The following is a 17,095-nucleotide window of genomic DNA, read 5'->3' as shown; positions in this document are numbered from 1 at the left end:
AAACCCCTTGGAAGGAAGAACTGACATGTCGACTGTTGCCCGACTACGCCGCCGAACATTGCTCGGCGGCGGTGCCGCCGTGACCGCCGCGCTCCTCGCCGGCTGCGGCGCCGACACCCCCGCTGATTCCGACACCGGCGTCAACGGCGGCACGCCGAAGCGGGGTGGCCGGCTGCGGGTCGCGTTCGCCGGTGGCGGCGCCACCGAGAACCTCGACCCGCACCTGGCGAACCTGTTCAACGAGGCGTCCCGGGCCAAAGCGATCTTCGACAAGCTCGCCGACTACGGCCCGGACGTGTCGATCCAGCCCCGGCTCGCGCTGAGTTGGGAGCCCAACGCCGACCTCACCCGCTGGCGGGTGCCGTTGCGGGAGGCGACCTTCCACGACGGCCGGCCGGTGCGGGCCGCCGACGTACTGGCCAGCTACGCCCGGATCACCGACCCGGACCGGGCGTTCCGCGCCAAGGCCAGCCTGTCCCTGATCGATCTGCGGGCCAGCCGGGCCGTCGACGACCGTACGGTCGAGTTCGCGCTGACCCGTCCGTTCGCCGAGTTCGGCAACGTGCTCGCCGCATTCGGCGCGTACATCGTGCCGGAGGGCAGCGAGTCGTTCGACCGGCCGATCGGCTCCGGGCCGTTCACGTTCAGCAGCTTCACCCCCGGCACGTCGCTGCTGCTGGCCCGGTACCCGGACTACTGGGACGGCGCCGCGCACCTCGACGAGCTGGAGTACGTGATCGCCAACGAGGAGTCGGCGCGGGTCAACGCCCTGCTCGCCGGGCAGGTCGACTACGCGCACGACATCAGCCCCACCACGGCCCGCAGCTACGCCGCCGACGACCGGATCGCCATCACCCGGATGGCCAACAGCGGCCTGCAGGGCTTCACCATGAAGCTGGACCGGCCCCCGTTCGACAACCGTGACCTACGGGAGGCGATGTTCCTGCTCACCGACCGGCAGCAGCTGGTCGAGACGGTCCTGTCCGGATCCGGGCAGGTCGGCAACGACCTGTTCGGCAAGGGCTACCAGTACTACGCCGACGACATCCCGCAGCGCGAGCCCGACCTCGACCGGGCCCGGGCGCTCATCGACCGGGCCGGCGCAAGCGGCCTGCGGATCCCGCTGGACACCGCGCCGGTGGCCGCCGGGTTCGTCGAGGCGGCCAGTGTCTTCGCCGACCAGGCCCGCGCGGTCGGGCTGAACGTCGAACCGGTGCAACGCAACAAGGACACGTACTGGCGAGAGGTGCTCGACAATGGAGTGATGGCCTGCTTCCGCTCCGGTGCCATGCCGATCGAGACCCACATCTCGCAGCGGTTGCTGAGCACCTCGACGACGAACGCCACCAAGTGGACGCGGCCCGAGTTCGACGACCTCTACGCCACCGCCGTCTCCACCGCCGACGAAGCGGGCCGGCGGCAGGCGTACGGCGAGATGCAGCGGATGCTGCACGCCGAGGGCGGGCTGCTGGTGTGGGGCTTCGCCGACTTCCTCGTCGCCACCGCGCCCCGGGTCGGCGGCGTGTCCGCCGAGGCCCCCGCCAACACCCTCGACTGGGCCCGGTTCGACAAGGTGTGGCTGGCTTGAGCCTGACCCGCTACACGGTTCGGCGGCTGCTGCTCGGCGTCGGGCAGGTCGCCGGCATCACCACCATCGTGTTCGTGCTCACCGAGGCGCTGCCCGGCGACGCGGCGGTGGTGATCGCCGGTGACCAGCCCGACCCGGAGCGGATCGCGCTGATCCGCGAACAGCTCGACCTTGACCAGCCACCGTGGCAGCGGTACCTCGACTGGCTCACCGGGCTGCTGCACGGAGACTTCGGCGAATCGCTGATCTCCCAACGGCCGGTCCTGGACATGATCGTCGGCAGCGCCGCCGCGACCGTACTGCTGGCCGCCGTGACGCTGCTCGTCCTCGTCCCGATCGCGATCGGCCTCGGCATGCTCGCCGCCCGGCGCGAAGGCGGCCGGCTCGACCGCGCCATCAGCGCCGTCGCCGTCGGTCTCTACGCGGTACCGGAGTTCGCCCTGGCCATCCTGCTGGTCGCGGTTTTCGGCGTACGGCTGGGCTGGTTTCCGCCGACCGCCGTCGGCACCGGCCCCAACCTGCTCGCCCAGCCGGCCGTGCTGGTCCTGCCGCTGCTGGTGCTGCTGGCCCGACCGATCTGCTCACTCAGCCGGCTGACCCGCGCCGGCATGGTCGACGCGCTGCGCTCCGAGTACGTCGCCCACGCCCGCCGCCTCGGCCTCGGTGCCCGTCGCCGGTGGCTGGCCCACGCACTGCCCACCGCCGCCGCGCCGGTCGTGCAGCAACTCGCCCGCACCACCGACTGGCTGCTCGGCGGCGTCATCGTCGTCGAGGCGGTCTTCGTCATCCCCGGTCTGGGTACCGCCCTGGTCGACGCGGTCGCCGCCCGGGACGTCCCCACCGTCCAAGGGCTGTGCGTGATCGTGGCGGTCACCACCGTGGTCGTCAACCTGGCCGCCGACCTGGTCGCGTTCCGGCTCGCCCCGCGTGCGGCAGGTGCCCGATGACCGGCCGGGCTCCGATGATCAGCCGGGTTCGGCGGACCGGCCGGGTTCCGCGCCTGGTCACCGGGGTCGTCCTGCTCGCCGTACCGCTGCTGCTCGCTCTCGCCGGTCCGGCCCTGGTCGATCTGGCCCTGGTCGGCAACGGCGCGGACCGGACCCGGCCGTTCGACCAGGCAGGGCTGCTCGGCACCGACTTCGTCGGCCGGGACGTCACCGGGCAGCTCCTGCTCGGCGGCCGGTCCGTCGTCGCGGTCGCCGCCGCCGCGACCGCCCTGGCCTACCTGATCGGCGTACCCGTCGGTTTGTTCGCCGCGCTCACCCGCCGGCGCTGGCTCGACGAGGTGCTGATGCGCCCGCTGGACCTGCTCCTCGCCGTCCCGTCGCTGCTGCTGCTCATCCTGCTCGCCGCCACCGCACCCCAGGGGCCGGTGACGCTGGTGGTAATCGTCGCCGTCATCGCCCTGCCGGAGATCGCCCGGATCACCCGCGCCGCGGCCCTGCCGCTGGCCCACGGACCCGCGATGGAAGCGATGCGGCTCTACCGGGAGACGTGGTGGCGGCGGGCGGTCGGGTACGTCGCCCGGGGTATCCGCCGGGTCCTGCTGGCCGACGCCGGGATCCGGTTCATCGGCGCCGTCTACCTCGTCGCCACCGCCAGTTTCCTGGGCATCGGCGTCGCCCCGGACGCCGCCGACTGGGCCGTCATGGTCGACCGCAACCGCGCCGGGATCTTCCTGCAGCCGTGGGCGGTGGTGGTGCCCGCCGCGCTGCTCGTCGCGCTCGCCGTCGGGGTCAACCTGGTCACCGATCAGCTGCTGGCCACCCGGCCGGAGGTCACGAAGTGATCCGGGTCGACGGGCTGTGCGCCGACGCCGGTGGACAGCGGCTGCTGCGCGACGTGTCGTTCACCGTGGCGGCCGGCGACATCCTCGCCGTCGTCGGCCCGTCCGGCAGCGGCAAGACCACGCTCGGGCGGGCGCTGCTCGGCGAAGCCGGACCCGGCGTCGGGCTTACCGGCGACGTCGAGATCCATGGTCGCCCGGTCAGCCCAGAGACACCGCCGGCCGGCGGCACCGTCGGCTACATTCCGCAGCAGCCGGCGGCGGCGCTGACCCCGGTACGCCGGATCGGCCCGGTGCTGCGCGAGATCGCCCGCCGGCACACCCCGACGCCGTCGCGTCGGACACGGCGCGCCGCCACCCGGCAGGCGGTCCGGGCGGTACTGGCCCGGGTCGGCCTGCCGGACGACCGCGACCTGCTGCGGCGCTACCCGCACCAGCTCTCCGGCGGCCAGCAGCAGCGGCTGGTCATCGCGCACGCCCTGCTGGCCGGTGCCCGCGTCCTGGTCGCCGACGAACCGACCACCGGGCAGGACAGCCTCAACCGCCGCGACGTCGCCGCCGAACTACGCCGTCTCGCCGGCTCCGGCGTCGCGGTCGTCCTGCTCACCCACGACCTGCACCTGGTACGGGCGGTCGCCGATGGCGTCCTCATGCTCGACCGGGGCACCGTCGTCGCCTCCGGTCCACCGGACGCGGTCCTTCCTGACACCCCAGCTCGGCCAGCGCGGACCCCCGCCGCTGACCCGCCGGGCGGTGTCGGTCAGCTGCTGCGGGTCGCCGGGCTCACCGCAGCGCACCACGGCAGCACCGTCCTGCACGACATCGACATGGTCATCGGCCCCGGACAGCGCCTCGCCCTGGTCGGCCGCTCCGGCAGCGGCAAGACCACCGTCGCCCGCTGCCTGGCCGGCCTGCACCCACCGAGCGGCGGCAGTATCGAACTCGACGGCCGCCGGCTCGCCGGCTCGATCGACCGCCGGCAGCGGGGCGACCTCACCACCGTGCAGTACGTCTTCCAGGATCCGCGGGCCAGTTTCCAGCCGTCCGCCGCCCTGCTCGACCAGGTCGCCCGCCCCGCCGTACGGCTGCACCGCCAACCGACCGTCGACGCGCTGCGGACCGCCCACGACCTGCTGCGTCAGGTCGGGATCGACGATGCTCTCGCCGCCCGCCGCCCCGACCAGCTCTCCGGCGGTGAACTGCAACGCGCCGCTCTGGCCCGCGCCCTGGTGGCCCGACCCCGGCTGCTGGTCTGCGACGAGATCACGTCCGGTCTCGACCGCGTCAACCAGGACCGGATCCTCGACCTGCTCGACGAAGTGTGCCGCACCCACCGGCTCGCGCTGCTGGTCATCACGCACGACCCGGACGTGGTCGACCGCCTCGCCGACCACGTCACCGTGCTCGAACACGGCCGGGTCGTGGAACACGGTCCCGCCGCCACCGTGCTGCGCGCCGGCCGGCAGCCGCTGACCCGCGCCCTGCTCGACCCTGACCTGCCGCGACCGCGCGACTCCGACCTGCCGCGACATCTGCCGCGACCCGCAACCACGTCCAGCACCGGAGAGATGAGCACCACGTGAACGACCAGAACATCGGTCCGTACGACATCCGTACCGCCACGCCGCAGCACCTCGACGGTGCCCGCAGCGTCATGCTCGACACCTTCTACCAGGTGTTCGGCTACGGCTATCAGCCGCGGTGGCACGCCGACGTCATCGACCTCGCCGGCACCTACCTACGGCCTGATCGGCATGCGCTGTTCGTCGCGGTCAAGGGCGACGAGGTGGTCGCCACCACCGCCGTCCGCGCCGCCGCGCCGAACAGCCCGCCGCATCCCCGCTGGCTGGTCGACCGCTACCCGGCGGCGAGCACCGCCCAGCTGTTCCGGGTCTACGTACGCCCGGAACACCGCCGCAACGGGCTGGCCCGCGCACTGGTCCGACGGGCCGTCGCGTTCGCCGCCGGGCACCCCGGCTACCGGGCGGTCTACCTGCACACCGACACCGGGGTCCCCGGGGCGGAGGCGTTCTGGCGGAGCGTGGCCGAGGTGGTGCACGACCCCCGCGACGGCAGCCCGCACGCCTCCCGGGTGGTGCACTTCGAGATACCGATCCCCGTCAAAACCCGGCGCGTCCCGGTGGCAGCGGGTTCGGCAGGTCGGAGCCGATGGTCGCGGTCACCATGCTAGGAGAGAGCCCGTCTGCAAAGGTCACCGTGCTCGGGGCTGCGGCGCGGCCAGGAAGTTCGGGTAGGTGAGAACCTTGGTGTAGTTGGCGAACCGGCGAGGACCGGAGTCTCCTGGACGATCACGTTGTCCCGGAACGAGTAGCCATGCCGAGGACCGGTTCTCCTGTGCTGCGGGCGAGTGCGTCGGGCAGGGTCTTCGAGGCGGCGCCGGTGAGCAGCTGTTGCTTGGCCGAGGCGTACGGCGCGCTCAGCAACTCGATCTCAATGTTCGGGTTCTGCGCGGTGAACTCGTCGATGATCCGGTCGAACTTTGCCGACTGGTCCGACGCACCGTCGTCCACACCACACGCCGCGACGAACGCGACTGTCGTCGCGGTCACCGCCCCGCACCGACCGCGCCGTCGACCAGCGGCTCAGCCTGCAGGAGAAGGAGAAGATCGCGGCACTGGCCGCGGCGTTGGTTGAGGACAGCTCGACCATCATGATCAACAGAGGGACGACGACCCTGGCGGTCGCCCGCAACCTGGGCCAGCACCGCGACCTCACCGTGGCGGCGAACAATCTGCTGGTGCCCGGGGCGCTGCCACCCACCGCCATCGGCGTCGGTGCGGTCGATGCGGAGGCCGGTCGCACGACTCCTCGAAGTTCGGCCGCCGACTCTTCGCCCAGGTCTCCGAGCTAAGCAGCGCGGACTACCTGATCACCGACACCCTGCCGCCCGCCGAACTACGGGAGGCGCTGGCCGCGAGCGATGTGAAGGTCGTCACCCCGCCGGCCCCACCACGACAGAGAGAGGCCCGCAACGCGGTCTGCCGGACACGATCTCCACTCACCACCAGGGGTGCCCTACTGGAGCTCGGCCTGGCCGTCGAACCGCCGCCCCAGTTGCGTCGTCACCCCGCCGTTGCGGAAGAATTACCCCATGACCGAGGATTGGGAGCTCCCTTCAGGCTCCAAGCTAGACACCGCTGTTCCGCACTCGGCGCGGATATGGAACTACTGGCTCGGCGGCAAGGATCACTTCGCGGTAGACCGGGCCGCCGGCGATGAGGTCATCGCCCACATCCCGGACATCCCCATCGGAGCCAAGTCCGAGCGCGCGTTCCTCCAGCGGGTGGTCAGGTTCCTCGTCGGGGACGCCGGCATCCGCCAGTTCCTCGACGTCGGCACCGGGCTGCCCACGGCGGACAACACCCACGAGGTCGCGCAGTCCCTGGACCCGCGCTGCCGGGTGGTCTACATCGACAACGACCCGCTCGTCATGGCACACGCGCGTGCGCTGCTGGCCAGCACGCCGGAAGGCAGTTGCGACTACGTCGAAGCCGATTTGCGGCAGCCGGACGCGATCCTCGCGTCCGCGCGGCGGACGCTCGACTTCTCGCAGCCGATCGGGCTCATGCTCCTCGGCGTCGTCAACCACATCATGGACGACGACGTGGCGTACGGCTCCGTCGCACAACTGGTGCAGGCGATGCCCGCCGGCAGCCACCTGGTGCTCACCCACTCCACGGCGGAGATCCACGGCGAGCCGATGCTGCGCGTGATGCGGGAAACCACCGAACGCGGCGGCACGCCGATCCGCGCCAGGACCAAGGTGGAGCTCGAACGCTTCTTCGACGGGTTGGACCTGCTGGAACCCGGCGTCGTCACCTGCTCACGCTGGCGCCCGGACCCGGAGTCCGACGAGCCCGAGGTCTACCTGTTCGGCGGTGTCGGCCGCATCGGCTGAGCTGGCCGCGTTGCTCCTGGCACTTCCGCATACGCAGGGCCGTGCACACCCTTCCGCCCGGATTCTTGCCCGAATCCGGACAGCGACACGCAGTATCGGCAGGCCAGCGCGGCCGCCACTCACTGTCGTCGCCTGATCGGCAGCCGCTCGGGGGGGAATCAGACGGGTCAGAACATGCCGTTGTCGTTTGCGGAGGTGCTGGGGACGACCTGCAGAACGTCCCAGTGTTCGACGATCTTGCCGTCTTCGTCGAGGCGGAAGATGTCGATGCCGGCGTAGTCGTGGTCGCCGGGCCAGGTCTGGTGGCAGTGAAGTACGACGTGGTCGGCTTCGGCGATGGCTCGCACGAACCGGACGTGTTTGCCGGGGTGCTCCGCTGCCATCCGTTCGAAGTAGTCGATGAAGGCTTGTTTGCCGTCGCCGACGTGCGGGTTGTGCTGGATGTAGGTCGCGCCGGCGTACCGCTCGAGGGCTTCGGCGGGTCGGCACTGGTTGAACATCAGGTCGTAGAACGCCTTGACGCTGTCCTTGTTGCCCCGCAACTGCTCGTCGGTCGGCATTTCGGCTCCTGTGGTGGTCATTGGCGGTGCCGTCGGTCCACGTCCGGCCGGAGACCGGGTGGCGACCTGCGCGGTCGGGGCACTTCATCGGCCACCACCATTGTCCCTGGCTCACCGGCTCCTGCACGTCGAGACCGGAGCGCTCCTTCGGCGCTGCGTTGTCGCAGGTAGGGCTTGAGGGCGTCGAGCATGCTGTCCCAGACGGTGCCGTTCGGGCCGAGGAGATGGGGGCATCGGCGTAGCGGCGCACAATCTTCGGGTCCAGACCGAGCCGCCGGGCGATCGTGTAGACACCGAGGAACACCAGCGATGCCCGCACTGGGGAAGTACGCCGACGAGCTGCGTGAGCGCGCGACCCGGTTGGCGGTCGACGCCCGCCGGGACGCGGCGTCCGCGCGGTGGGCTCGATCCGGCGGATCGCCGACCAACTCGGCGTGCATCCCGAGGCGTTGCGGGTCTGGGTGAAGCCGGCGCAGCCTCAATACAAGCGACCGCCCAACTGCGCGCCACGATCCGGACGCAGGAGAGACAGCCCGCCATCGGCCGCTGGTACACCGACGATCAGCACCTGCGACATGAACCGTCTGGACCATCGCGGGCATGGTCGCCATCGTGGTCGGAGGGCTGCCGTACCCTAGTTGCGTCGGTCTGGAGCGCGTTGCCGCTGGTCCGTCCCCTCCAGACCGCTCGCCGAACCCGCTCACACTGCCGTCGGCGGCTGTACGGGTGCCGGACCGGACCCTGCCCGCCCCGCGCGCCTCCGATGCACGGGGCCCGGCCGGCACGGCGTCGGCGACCCGTCCTCACCCGATGACCACCGGTACCGCAGGCGTGGACCGGCCGAGCGGTACCTGGGCGACGCCAAGGACTGTTCCGCTGCCGGTCTTGGCCTTCCAGGCCCGCGTATCCACCCCTGACTATCCGCAGGCGCGCTGACCCGCTGCGGCCCGCCGTGCCGACCCGCCGGCCTCCCCTCTGCGGCCGGTGAATTCCCTCCACCTGATGTCACCGGAAGGACCACCCCTGCCATGACCAGCTCCGACCACCAATTCGCCGACCGCCCCGGCCCGGACAGCGAGCAGCCCGACGACACCGTCTGGACCGCCGACCGTATTCGCGCCCTCGGCCCGGTCACCGACATCACCACCGGGGCGCGGATCTTCGGCCTGTCCCGCGCCGCCGCCTACGAACTCGCCGCACGCGACCAGTTCCCGGTCGCCGTGCTGCGCTTCGACAGCCAGTGAGCTGGTTGATACAGGCGGGTGGATCCCCGCCTTTACCGGTCAGTTCGTGATCGAGAGGGCAACGGCGGGGCAGTTGTGCACGGCGTTCTCGATGTCCGCCGTCACCGCCGCGGGCGGCGTGCCGCCACGGAAGATCACCAGGCCATCCTCCTCGTCCTGATCGAACACCTCGGGTGCCATCGCCAGGCACTGGCCCGAGCCCAGGCAGCGCTCCCGGTCGATGGCCACGGGGCCGGTCCCGGCCGGCGCGCTCACCAGGTCACCTTCAGTTCCTCGATGCCCCACACCAGGTGCCGGTACTTGAACGGCAACTCCTCGAACGGGGTGACCAGCTTGAGCCCCGGCAGCCGCCGCAGCACGGTGTCGAGGGCTACCTGCATCTCCACCCGCGCCAGGTTCTGCCCCATGCACTGGTGGATGCCGTGGCTGAAGGCGAGGTGGTTGCGGGCGTTCCGGTGGATATCGAACTTGTGCGGCTCGGGGAAGATCTCGCCGTCACGGGCGATGGTGTTGAGCACCAGCAGCATGCTCTCCCCCTCACGGACCAGCTCGTCGCCAACCTGCAGGTCGGCCATCGCGATCCGGGACACGGCGATGGCGACGCTGAAGTAGCGCAGGAACTCCTCGACCGCCGAGGGCATCAACGAGGGGTCGGACCGCAGCTCCACGGCGATCTCCGGCCGCTCCAGCATGGTCGCGGTGGCGAGCGTGAGGGTGTTGGCGGTCGTCTCGTGCCCGCCCACCAGCAGCAGCAGGCCCAGGGCGACCAGCGCTTCGTGGTCGAAGGCCTGCGCCTCGCGGTTGCTGACGATCAGCCGGCTCAGCAGGTCGTCGCCGGGACGGCGGCCCTTCTCCTGGATGAGCTGCTCGAAGTACGCCAGCAGGTCGTCGATCGCCTGCTTCTGGTCGGCGACGGTCACGTCGCGCCGCAGCTGCAGCGCGGTGCGCTCCTGGAAGTAGTCGTGGTCGGCGAACGGCACGCCGAGCATCTCGCAGATGACTGCCGACGGGACCTTCATCGCGAAGTTGCTGCTGAAGTCGGCGCCCGGGCCTGCGGCGATGAGCTGGTCGAGGTGGAAGTCGACGAGCTGCTGGATGCGGGGACGCATCGCCTGCGCCTGCCGCACGGTGAACTCGCTGATCAGCAGGCGCCGCCGCTCGGTGTGCAGGGGCGGGTCGTCACCCAGCAGGATGTACGTCCACCGGGCCACCTGGGCGACGACCGCGTCCGGGTTCGGCACCGGATACGGGAAGTTCGGGTGCTTGCGATCGACGCTGACGCGGGGCTCGGTCAGGATCTGGCGGGCCAGCGTGTGCCCAGTGACCAGCCAAGTCGGCCGGCCCGACGGCAGCAGCACCTTGGCGATGGGCTTCTCCGCCTGGATCGCGAGATAGTCGGCGGGCGGGAGCAGCGGGTCGGCGGGATCCCGCAACTTCGGGTATGTGGGCAGAGGCGGGCTGGACACGGGACATACTCCTGACTGCGGCGTCGCGGAGGGCGCCAGCGGTTGTGGTTCGGTCGCCGTGGCCGGATCGCCGGGCCACGGGCTTCGGTCGTACAGCCGTGCTTTGCCTTGTCTCGATGGCCCGCGAGGGCGAGCTCTGCTCCCGCTCGGCCGTCGTGGGTTGAATCCGCGCCCTGGAGTGGCGCAGGATGGGCGGCGCCATCACCGAGGTGACCACAGCGATGAGGACGACCACCGGGTACCTGGCCACGGACGACACCCCGGGCCGCAGACCGGCGGTGGCGACCACGACCACGCCGCGCGCGTTCATGCCGGCGCCCAGCGCGACGCTCTCCCAGCGGCCAAGCTGGTGCGGGCCCCGAGATAGGCGCCGGCGAACCTGTCGGCGATCGCCATGGTGACGAGCGCGACCGCAGCGGCCGGGACCGAGCAGGGTGTACGGTGCGAGGGCGGGCAGCGGGCTACTCACCGCCGCCGCCGAGGGCCGGGCGCGAGGGTCTATCTGTCAGAAGACGTGTCAAGAGCGATCCCCGCATACCGTTGTGGATGGTTTGATGCGTCCGCGGCCCTCACGATGATCCTGACTGCCCTGACGGCGCGCAAGACTCGGCCGGTCCTGCGGCCACGGTCCGAATACGGCTCCTGAGCTGGCCTTTCGTCGTCAGTGCCGGCGTGCCGATGGGCGCGCGGTTGCCCGCTCGTGGGTCCGGTAATCGCCTGATGGGACTCGCCGTACCGACGCCGACCGGGCAAGGGGGACCGCGTCGACCAGGGTGGATTGGTCCCGACCGACTTGTTTCCTGTGTGGACTGTCTCAACGCGGGCAGGGAAGAGGGCATGTGTGACGGCCATCCGCGCGGCGAGCGATCTGCCGATGTCAGCGCTTGCATCGAGCGCGTGGGACAGAGGTCCGGCCCGGAGACGTGATCTCAGCAAGGATTTGGTAGGTGTCGGTATTCGAAGTGGGTGAGGTGGAGGCGGCGTGGATGATGTTGCCGATCTGTCGTGGGCTGGCTGCGGTGTGTCGAAGTATCCGCCAGCCCGGTGAGGATCATGAAGCCGCGTTCTCCGGTGGTTGCCGCGTCAGATTGAGACGGTTTGGTCCTGCTGGGTTGGCTGGTTGATCTAGGCCTGGTCGGGCGGTCTCGGTGCGCGTGGGCGGCGGTTGAACCGTTCAGCGTGAGCGGCGTGGGCGGCGTCGAGGGCGCGTTGGCGGTGCTCACGGACCTGCTCGGTGGTGCTGTAGCGCACCGACGCCGGGGTGCGTCAGCCGATCCCGGAATGCCGATATTCATGATCTTAGGCGGTGGAGAACATGTCCCAAAAAGCTGTCGCGTCAGCGAGGAACCCGAGCCTGGCCGGGAAGTCCGGCACATATTTCATCGCCTTTGAACTACGCCTCGAAATACGTGCTGTCATTCGACGTGCGGGGTCGGGAATGCGACCGGAGGACACCGGAGGCCGACGAGCATCTCCGGCACCAGATTCGACACAATTGCGCCGCCACGGCGGCGTGGATGACGTAACACCGGCACAGACATCCTTGACAGGCCCCTTCACCGCGGTGATGTCCCGAACCACACCCGACCAGGCCGGGTGGCGACCGGCTCAGGACGTACCCGGGCGGGTGGGTCGCCAGCCGGCGCCGCTCGGCTCTGCCCGGCCACACCCGCAATCTGGTACATCGTGGACACGGAGCAGTGGCAGCGGCCCGTGTCACGTTCCCGCGCCCACGCCTGAGGAATCGCCAGCGTGAGATGCGCGCCCCCGGCGGAGTCCATCAGCATGACACGAAGTGCGTTGTTCTTTGAGGCGAACCGACAGCTTCAGCCCGATAAGTGTCAATCGACAATTCTTCATGTCTGCCGAGTCGGCCGGAGGTACGGTATTCGTGTCCTTCGTCCGCATTCTCAGGAGGGTCGATCACGTGCATTTCCGGCTTCTTGGTCATCTTGAGGTCGTCAACCGCGAGACCAGCCTGGCGCTCGGCGGGATCCGCTCCCGGGCGACGCTCGGCTACCTTCTGCTCAACCACAACTCGTTGATCCCGGTCAGCCGGCTGATGAAGGCGCTGTGGCCCAGTGGCACCCCGGCCACCGGTCGCAAGATGCTGCACAACGCCATCTCCCACCTGCGCGGTGTCATCGGCATGAACAGCATGACGGCCGGGGCGCCGGTGCTGCTCACCCACGCGCCCGGCTACTTCCTGCGCGTGCAGCCCGAGTCGGTGGACATGATCTGTTTTGAGCAGCAGGTGGAGGCCGCCCGGGATGATCTCGCCGCGGGGAGGTGGGAGCAGGCAGCCGGCACTCTGCGCGACGCGCTCACCCTCTGGCGCGGGCCCGCCCTGGTGGACCTGGTCGAGGCGGGGGTGAACTGGACCGAGCTGACCGCCTTGGAGAACGTCCGCCTGACGGCGATCGAGTGTCTCGTCGAGGCCGATCTGTCGATGGGCCGGCACGCCCAGGTGATCAGCGAGCTGGAGACCCAGTTGCAGACCGGTCCGCTGCGGGAACGGATGGCCGGGCAGCTGATGCGGGCGCTCTACCACTGCGGCCGACAGTCCGACGCGCTCGCGATCTACCAGCGCACTCGGACCGCGCTCATCGAGGAGTTCGGCCTGGATCCCAGCCCGGAGCTACAGCAGCTGGAACGCGCCATCCTCAATCACGACCTGACCCCGGGCGCGCCGGCGACCCCGGACACCGAGCCGATCATCCTGAAGGAGCCGGCACCGCCGCCGCCCGTTCCACCGCCGCCGGCCTTGGTGCCACCGCCGGCCGTTCCAGGTGCGCCGGACGCCCCGGACGACCCAGCGGGCCGGTCTCCCCGGGCCGGGGATGCCCCCGAGATCAAGCAGATCAGTGTGGTGCTGGTCCGCGCCCTCGAGGAGACGGCTCAGTCGCCGGACCCGGCCCCGGGGGCGTTGACGCACGAGCACATCACCCAGGTGGTCGAGGCCGAGGCTGCGCGGTGCGGCGGCACGATGGCCGGCATGCTGGGATCACTGTGGATGGTTGTCTTCGGGGTGCCCGCCACCGGGGAGTTCGACGCCTGGTACGCGACGCGCACCGCCCGGGCCATCAGTGACCGTCTCGCCTGGCAGTCGCCGGACGGCGGCGACCGGGTCGGCACGGTGGTCGTCGCCACCGGCAAAGCCCTCATCCGGCCGCTGGAGGGGGCACTGCCTGCGGTCACCGGGGCGGCGTTCGACCGGGCCATGGCCCAGCTCATCGCGGCGCGCCCCGGCGAAGTGTCGATCTGCAAGCAGACAACCGCCGCGAGCCGGGCCACCGAGCGCCGTACCCTGCCGCTGCGGGACACGCCGTCCGGCGCAGCCGCCGAGCCGTTCGTCGGGCGCGACCACGACATGCGAATCCTCCAGCACTCCTGGTCCCAGGCACGCCGGCTCAACCGCCCGCACCTGACCACCGTTCTCGGGTCCGCCGGGATGGGCAAGACCCGGCTGCTTGCCGAGTTCATCGCCCGCGTCTCGGCGGCGGACCCGGCGGCCGAGTGCCTGGTCGGCAGCTGCGACCCGACTGCGCCGGATGGCACCGGGCTCGAGGCGCTGGGCGATGTCGTCAAGGCGTGCTGCGGGATCGCCCCGGACGAGGACGAGTCCCGCACCCGAGCCGGACTGGCCTCGGCAGTCGCCGGACTGCCCGGGCTGAGCCAGCCGGACCGGGTGCTGGGACACCTCTGCGACCTGGTGACCGGCACGACGGACAGTGGCAGGGACGCCGTCGCCGCGTGGTGCTCCTTCCTGGAGGCGGCCACGGCCGGGCACCCGACCGTGCTCATCGTGGAGGACGTGCACCGCGCCGCCGACTCCGTCCTCGACCTCGTCGACAGGCTCGCCGGATCGACCGGGCCGGCAAGCCTGCTCACCATCGTCACCGCCCGTCCGGAGGCGTTGCTCAACCGGCGGCCCGGCTGGGGCGGCGGCAAGCGGTATGCCAGCACCACGGTCCTGCAAGCGCTGGACGACTGCGACATCCGGGACCTGGCCGCTGCTCGCCTGGGCCACCGCAGTCGGGGCGTTGCGCCCGCGTCGGTCGACGCGGTGGTCGCCAAGGCCGGCGGGAACCCCCTGTTCGGGCTCGAACTGGCCGGTATGCTGGCCCATGCTCCGGATCGGCCCGCCGGCACAGTACGGCAGGCGACCGGCAGCACCTCGTTGTCACTCCGGCTGCCCCCCGCCGTGCGTACCGTGCTGGACGCGCAGATCGACGCGTTGCCGCCGGTGGCCAGGACCGTCCTGCTCGACGCGGTGGTCCTCGGTGCGGCCTTCTCAGAGGACGCCGTCGCCGCGCTCGGCTCCGTCAGCGCCGCGGACGCGAAGCACGGTGTGCAGCACCTTGAGAACCTCGATCTGCTGGTCCGCACCGGCCGGGTGTCGGCGTCCGGCCGGCCGGAGTACGAGTTCCGGATCAGCGCGCTGCGCGACGCCGCGTACGAGCGGCATGTGCCTGCCGTACGCGAGCAGAAGCAACGGATCGCAGCCGAGTGGCTGTGCCGGCTGCTGGAGCTGGACGAGCCGGCCTATCAGCGCTGACAGCGAAGCGGCGGGGCCGGTCGGCCCCGCCGCTCACTAAGCGGCGGCGACGACCAGCTCGGCGCGGACCAGGCGCTTGAGCAGCTGCTGCTGTGCCGCGGTGAGCTGACCCTCGAGCTTGCGTATGGTCACGCCCGCCTCGAGGTAACCGAGCAGCTCGGCCGTGCCCTCCCGGGCCAGGCCGCGGATCTCGACGTCGCCGGCGCCGTCGGCGAAGCCGATGCGGTGCGCCGGGACCGGCCGGGCGACCGGCGAGTCGATGACGTCACGGTTGGCGACCGGGTCGGCCCAGTAGGTGGCAATCCCGGCCTTGGTCGACTCGTCCAGCTCGTCGTCGAAGGGCGGCGGGGGGAGGTGGCCCTTGAAGCCCGGCACGTCGAGCCCGACCGTCTCCCGCACGGCCACGCCCGGCGCCAGCGACAGCGTGGCGTCGGGATCGATCGGGGCGGGCTCGGCGCGATCGTTCGCCCGGGTGAACGGCCCTTCGCCGCGCATCGGCGCGCCCGTGATCAACTGCATGAGGTTGGGCGTGACCGAGGTGTTGAGCAGCACGTCGAACGTCCGCTCCTGGATGTCCAGGTCCGGGCCGCTGCCACGGTGCCGCCAGTAGACGCTCTCCGGGTCCTGCTTGCCCAGCGCGTGGTACCACTGGTCGATCGAGAGCGCGAAGGTCTCGGCCATTCCGTGCCAGCCCTCGTCGTAGTCGCGCCACAGGTCGCGGCGGCTCTGCTCGTCGAGCTCGCCGGAGAGGGTGTGCTCCAGCAGCATCGCGGCGTTCACCGCCTGGTTCGTAGCGAACGCGACGCCGGAGGAGAACAGCGGGTCGACGAAGTAGGCCGAGTCACCGACGAGCAGCCAGCGGTCGTCGTAGTCGGAGAAATGGCCGTTGATCATCGAGTAGTTCGTCGCTGTGAGCATCTTGTCGTCGATCGGCTCGGCGTTGCCGATCAGGTCCTTGAGGTACGGCACCTGGCGCACCGTCTCGATGAACGTCTGCTGGTCGGTGAAGTCAGAGCCCTTCTGCTTGAGGATCTCCGGGATGGTCACGATGCCGATCGAGTGGGTGAGCTTGCGTTCCCCGTCGATGACTTTCGGCACCGGGATGTACCAGCACCAGCCGTTCTGGAAGGCGAAGCAGCCGATCGGCGACTGGTTCTTCTCCCGGAAGATGTTCCAGTCGCCGGGCAGGTCCTGCACCGGCTCACCGCCGAGGAAATGCTGCCAGATGGCGATGTTGCGGTAGCTCGACAGCCACTCGCGCTTCTGTCTGGCGGCAATGCTGTTGCGCCGGCCCGAGGCGTCGACGAAGTACTTCGATCGCACCACCGTGCCGTCCTTGAGGGTGACCGTGCATCCGTCGGCGTCCGACTCGAACTGCCCGACCGACGTCTGCTCGAACACGTCCACGCCGCTGTCTGCCGCGTGATCGAGCAGGATCTCGTCGAACTCGGCCCGGTTGACGTGCATGGCGAAGCGCGGCACACCGTCGCCCAGGTAGTTGCGGTGGTCGAAGAAGGCGACCATCGGGACCTCGCCCCAGTTGAACACACCGCCGTACTTCTTCACCCAGCACTTGCTGGCCAGGACCTTCTCCAGCGCGCCGCTCTGCTCGATCGCCGGAATCATCTGGTGGGCGAACGACTCACCGATGTGCTCGCGGGGCATCTCCTCCTTCTCGAAGATCGCCACGCGCAGCGTCGTCCGCCGGGCCAGCAGCGCTCCGAGCGTCGAGCCGGCCGGACCACCACCCATGATCACGACGTCGTACTCGGAGCCGACTTCTCTACCCATGTTCTGACCTCCTGAGATGGCTGACGACGCTGTCGGGCCCGGCGTCCACGACAGGTCGACGCCAAGGTAGGAGCGCCTGCGCACCGACGCAGTGGTGGCATTCCGGGCTGCGCCCATCGCCTGGTAACCGCGCGAGCCCGGGCACCACGGCGGCGCGGAAGGGTTACCGGGCAGTGGGCCGGC

General features: G+C 70.5%; 14 protein-coding genes. 9 read left to right on the top strand and 5 right to left on the bottom strand.

From position 1 onward, the window contains the following. The first annotated feature begins 25 nt into the window (after positions 1-25). Genes O7621_RS06480 through O7621_RS06460 form a run of 5 tightly spaced genes read left to right on the top strand, consistent with a single transcriptional unit; the run spans position 26 to position 5,565 of the window. A complete protein-coding gene (locus tag O7621_RS06480) occupies positions 26-1,588 on the top strand; it encodes an ABC transporter substrate-binding protein (RefSeq protein WP_282233183.1) in 1,563 nt (520 codons plus the stop codon). After that, a complete protein-coding gene (locus O7621_RS06475) occupies positions 1,585-2,535 on the top strand; it encodes an ABC transporter permease (RefSeq protein WP_281552213.1) in 951 nt (316 codons plus the stop codon). The genes O7621_RS06480 and O7621_RS06475 overlap by 4 nt, the downstream gene beginning before the upstream one ends. Then, the gene (locus tag O7621_RS06470; RefSeq protein ID WP_281552214.1) at positions 2,532-3,377 is read left to right on the top strand and encodes an ABC transporter permease subunit; all 846 of its coding nucleotides are present in this window, start codon (positions 2,532-2,534) and stop codon (positions 3,375-3,377) included. Before O7621_RS06475 ends, O7621_RS06470 begins: the two co-directional genes overlap by 4 nt. Beyond that, a complete protein-coding gene (locus O7621_RS06465) occupies positions 3,374-4,957 on the top strand; it encodes an ATP-binding cassette domain-containing protein (RefSeq protein WP_282233182.1) in 1,584 nt (527 codons plus the stop codon). The genes O7621_RS06470 and O7621_RS06465 overlap by 4 nt, the downstream gene beginning before the upstream one ends. Continuing rightward, complete coding sequence (locus O7621_RS06460; RefSeq protein ID WP_282233181.1) at positions 4,954-5,565, top strand: GNAT family N-acetyltransferase; 612 nt, start codon at positions 4,954-4,956, stop codon at positions 5,563-5,565. The genes O7621_RS06465 and O7621_RS06460 overlap by 4 nt, the downstream gene beginning before the upstream one ends. A 118-nt stretch (positions 5,566-5,683) precedes the next feature. Here O7621_RS06460 and O7621_RS06455 read toward each other — a convergent pair whose 3' ends face one another. After that, complete coding sequence (locus O7621_RS06455; protein WP_282233180.1) at positions 5,684-5,944, bottom strand: hypothetical protein; 261 nt, start codon at positions 5,942-5,944, stop codon at positions 5,684-5,686. Between the two features lie 101 nt (positions 5,945-6,045). On the opposite strand from O7621_RS06455, the gene O7621_RS06450 reads away from it, so the two are divergent. Then, positions 6,046-6,246, top strand: coding sequence for a hypothetical protein (locus O7621_RS06450; RefSeq protein ID WP_282233179.1), 201 nt, complete (start codon positions 6,046-6,048; stop codon positions 6,244-6,246). Between the two features lie 240 nt (positions 6,247-6,486). Further along, positions 6,487-7,293, top strand: coding sequence for an SAM-dependent methyltransferase (locus O7621_RS06445; RefSeq protein WP_282233178.1), 807 nt, complete (start codon positions 6,487-6,489; stop codon positions 7,291-7,293). Between the two features lie 167 nt (positions 7,294-7,460). Here O7621_RS06445 and O7621_RS06440 read toward each other — a convergent pair whose 3' ends face one another. Then, positions 7,461-7,853, bottom strand: coding sequence for a nuclear transport factor 2 family protein (locus O7621_RS06440; RefSeq protein WP_282233177.1), 393 nt, complete (start codon positions 7,851-7,853; stop codon positions 7,461-7,463). A 1,028-nt stretch (positions 7,854-8,881) separates the two neighbouring features. Between O7621_RS06440 and O7621_RS06435 the strand changes: the two genes are divergently transcribed. After that, entirely contained in the window at positions 8,882-9,097 is a 216-nt protein-coding gene (locus O7621_RS06435; protein WP_282233176.1) for a hypothetical protein, read from the top strand. A gap of 39 nt (positions 9,098-9,136) precedes the next feature. On the opposite strand, the gene O7621_RS06430 is transcribed toward O7621_RS06435, so the two are convergent. Together O7621_RS06430 and O7621_RS06425 are read right to left on the bottom strand one after the other, a co-directional pair. Beyond that, positions 9,137-9,355, bottom strand: coding sequence for a ferredoxin (locus O7621_RS06430; RefSeq protein ID WP_348775310.1), 219 nt, complete (start codon positions 9,353-9,355; stop codon positions 9,137-9,139). Continuing rightward, positions 9,349-10,563 carry a cytochrome P450 gene (locus O7621_RS06425; RefSeq protein WP_282233174.1) on the bottom strand — a complete coding sequence of 405 codons (1,215 nt, stop codon included), beginning with the start codon at positions 10,561-10,563 and terminating at the stop codon, positions 9,349-9,351. Before O7621_RS06425 ends, O7621_RS06430 begins: the two co-directional genes overlap by 7 nt. 1,927 nt (positions 10,564-12,490) lie before the next feature. On the opposite strand from O7621_RS06425, the gene O7621_RS06420 reads away from it, so the two are divergent. After that, positions 12,491-15,121, top strand: a complete 2,631-nt coding sequence (locus tag O7621_RS06420) for a BTAD domain-containing putative transcriptional regulator (protein WP_282233173.1) — start codon at positions 12,491-12,493, stop codon at positions 15,119-15,121. A 36-nt stretch (positions 15,122-15,157) separates the two neighbouring features. On the opposite strand, the gene O7621_RS06415 is transcribed toward O7621_RS06420, so the two are convergent. Beyond that, positions 15,158-16,912: an NAD(P)/FAD-dependent oxidoreductase gene (locus O7621_RS06415; RefSeq protein ID WP_348775309.1), complete on the bottom strand. Its 1,755-nt coding sequence runs from the start codon at positions 16,910-16,912 to the stop codon at positions 15,158-15,160. Positions 16,913-17,095: the final 183 nt, after the last annotated feature.

The sequence above is a fragment of the Solwaraspora sp. WMMD937 genome, assembly GCF_029581175.1.
In the GTDB taxonomy this organism is placed as follows: Bacteria; Actinomycetota; Actinomycetes; order Mycobacteriales; family Micromonosporaceae; genus Micromonospora_E.
The sequence above is the reverse complement of the archived record's forward strand: the minus strand, read 5'-3'. Positions and strand labels throughout refer to the sequence as shown.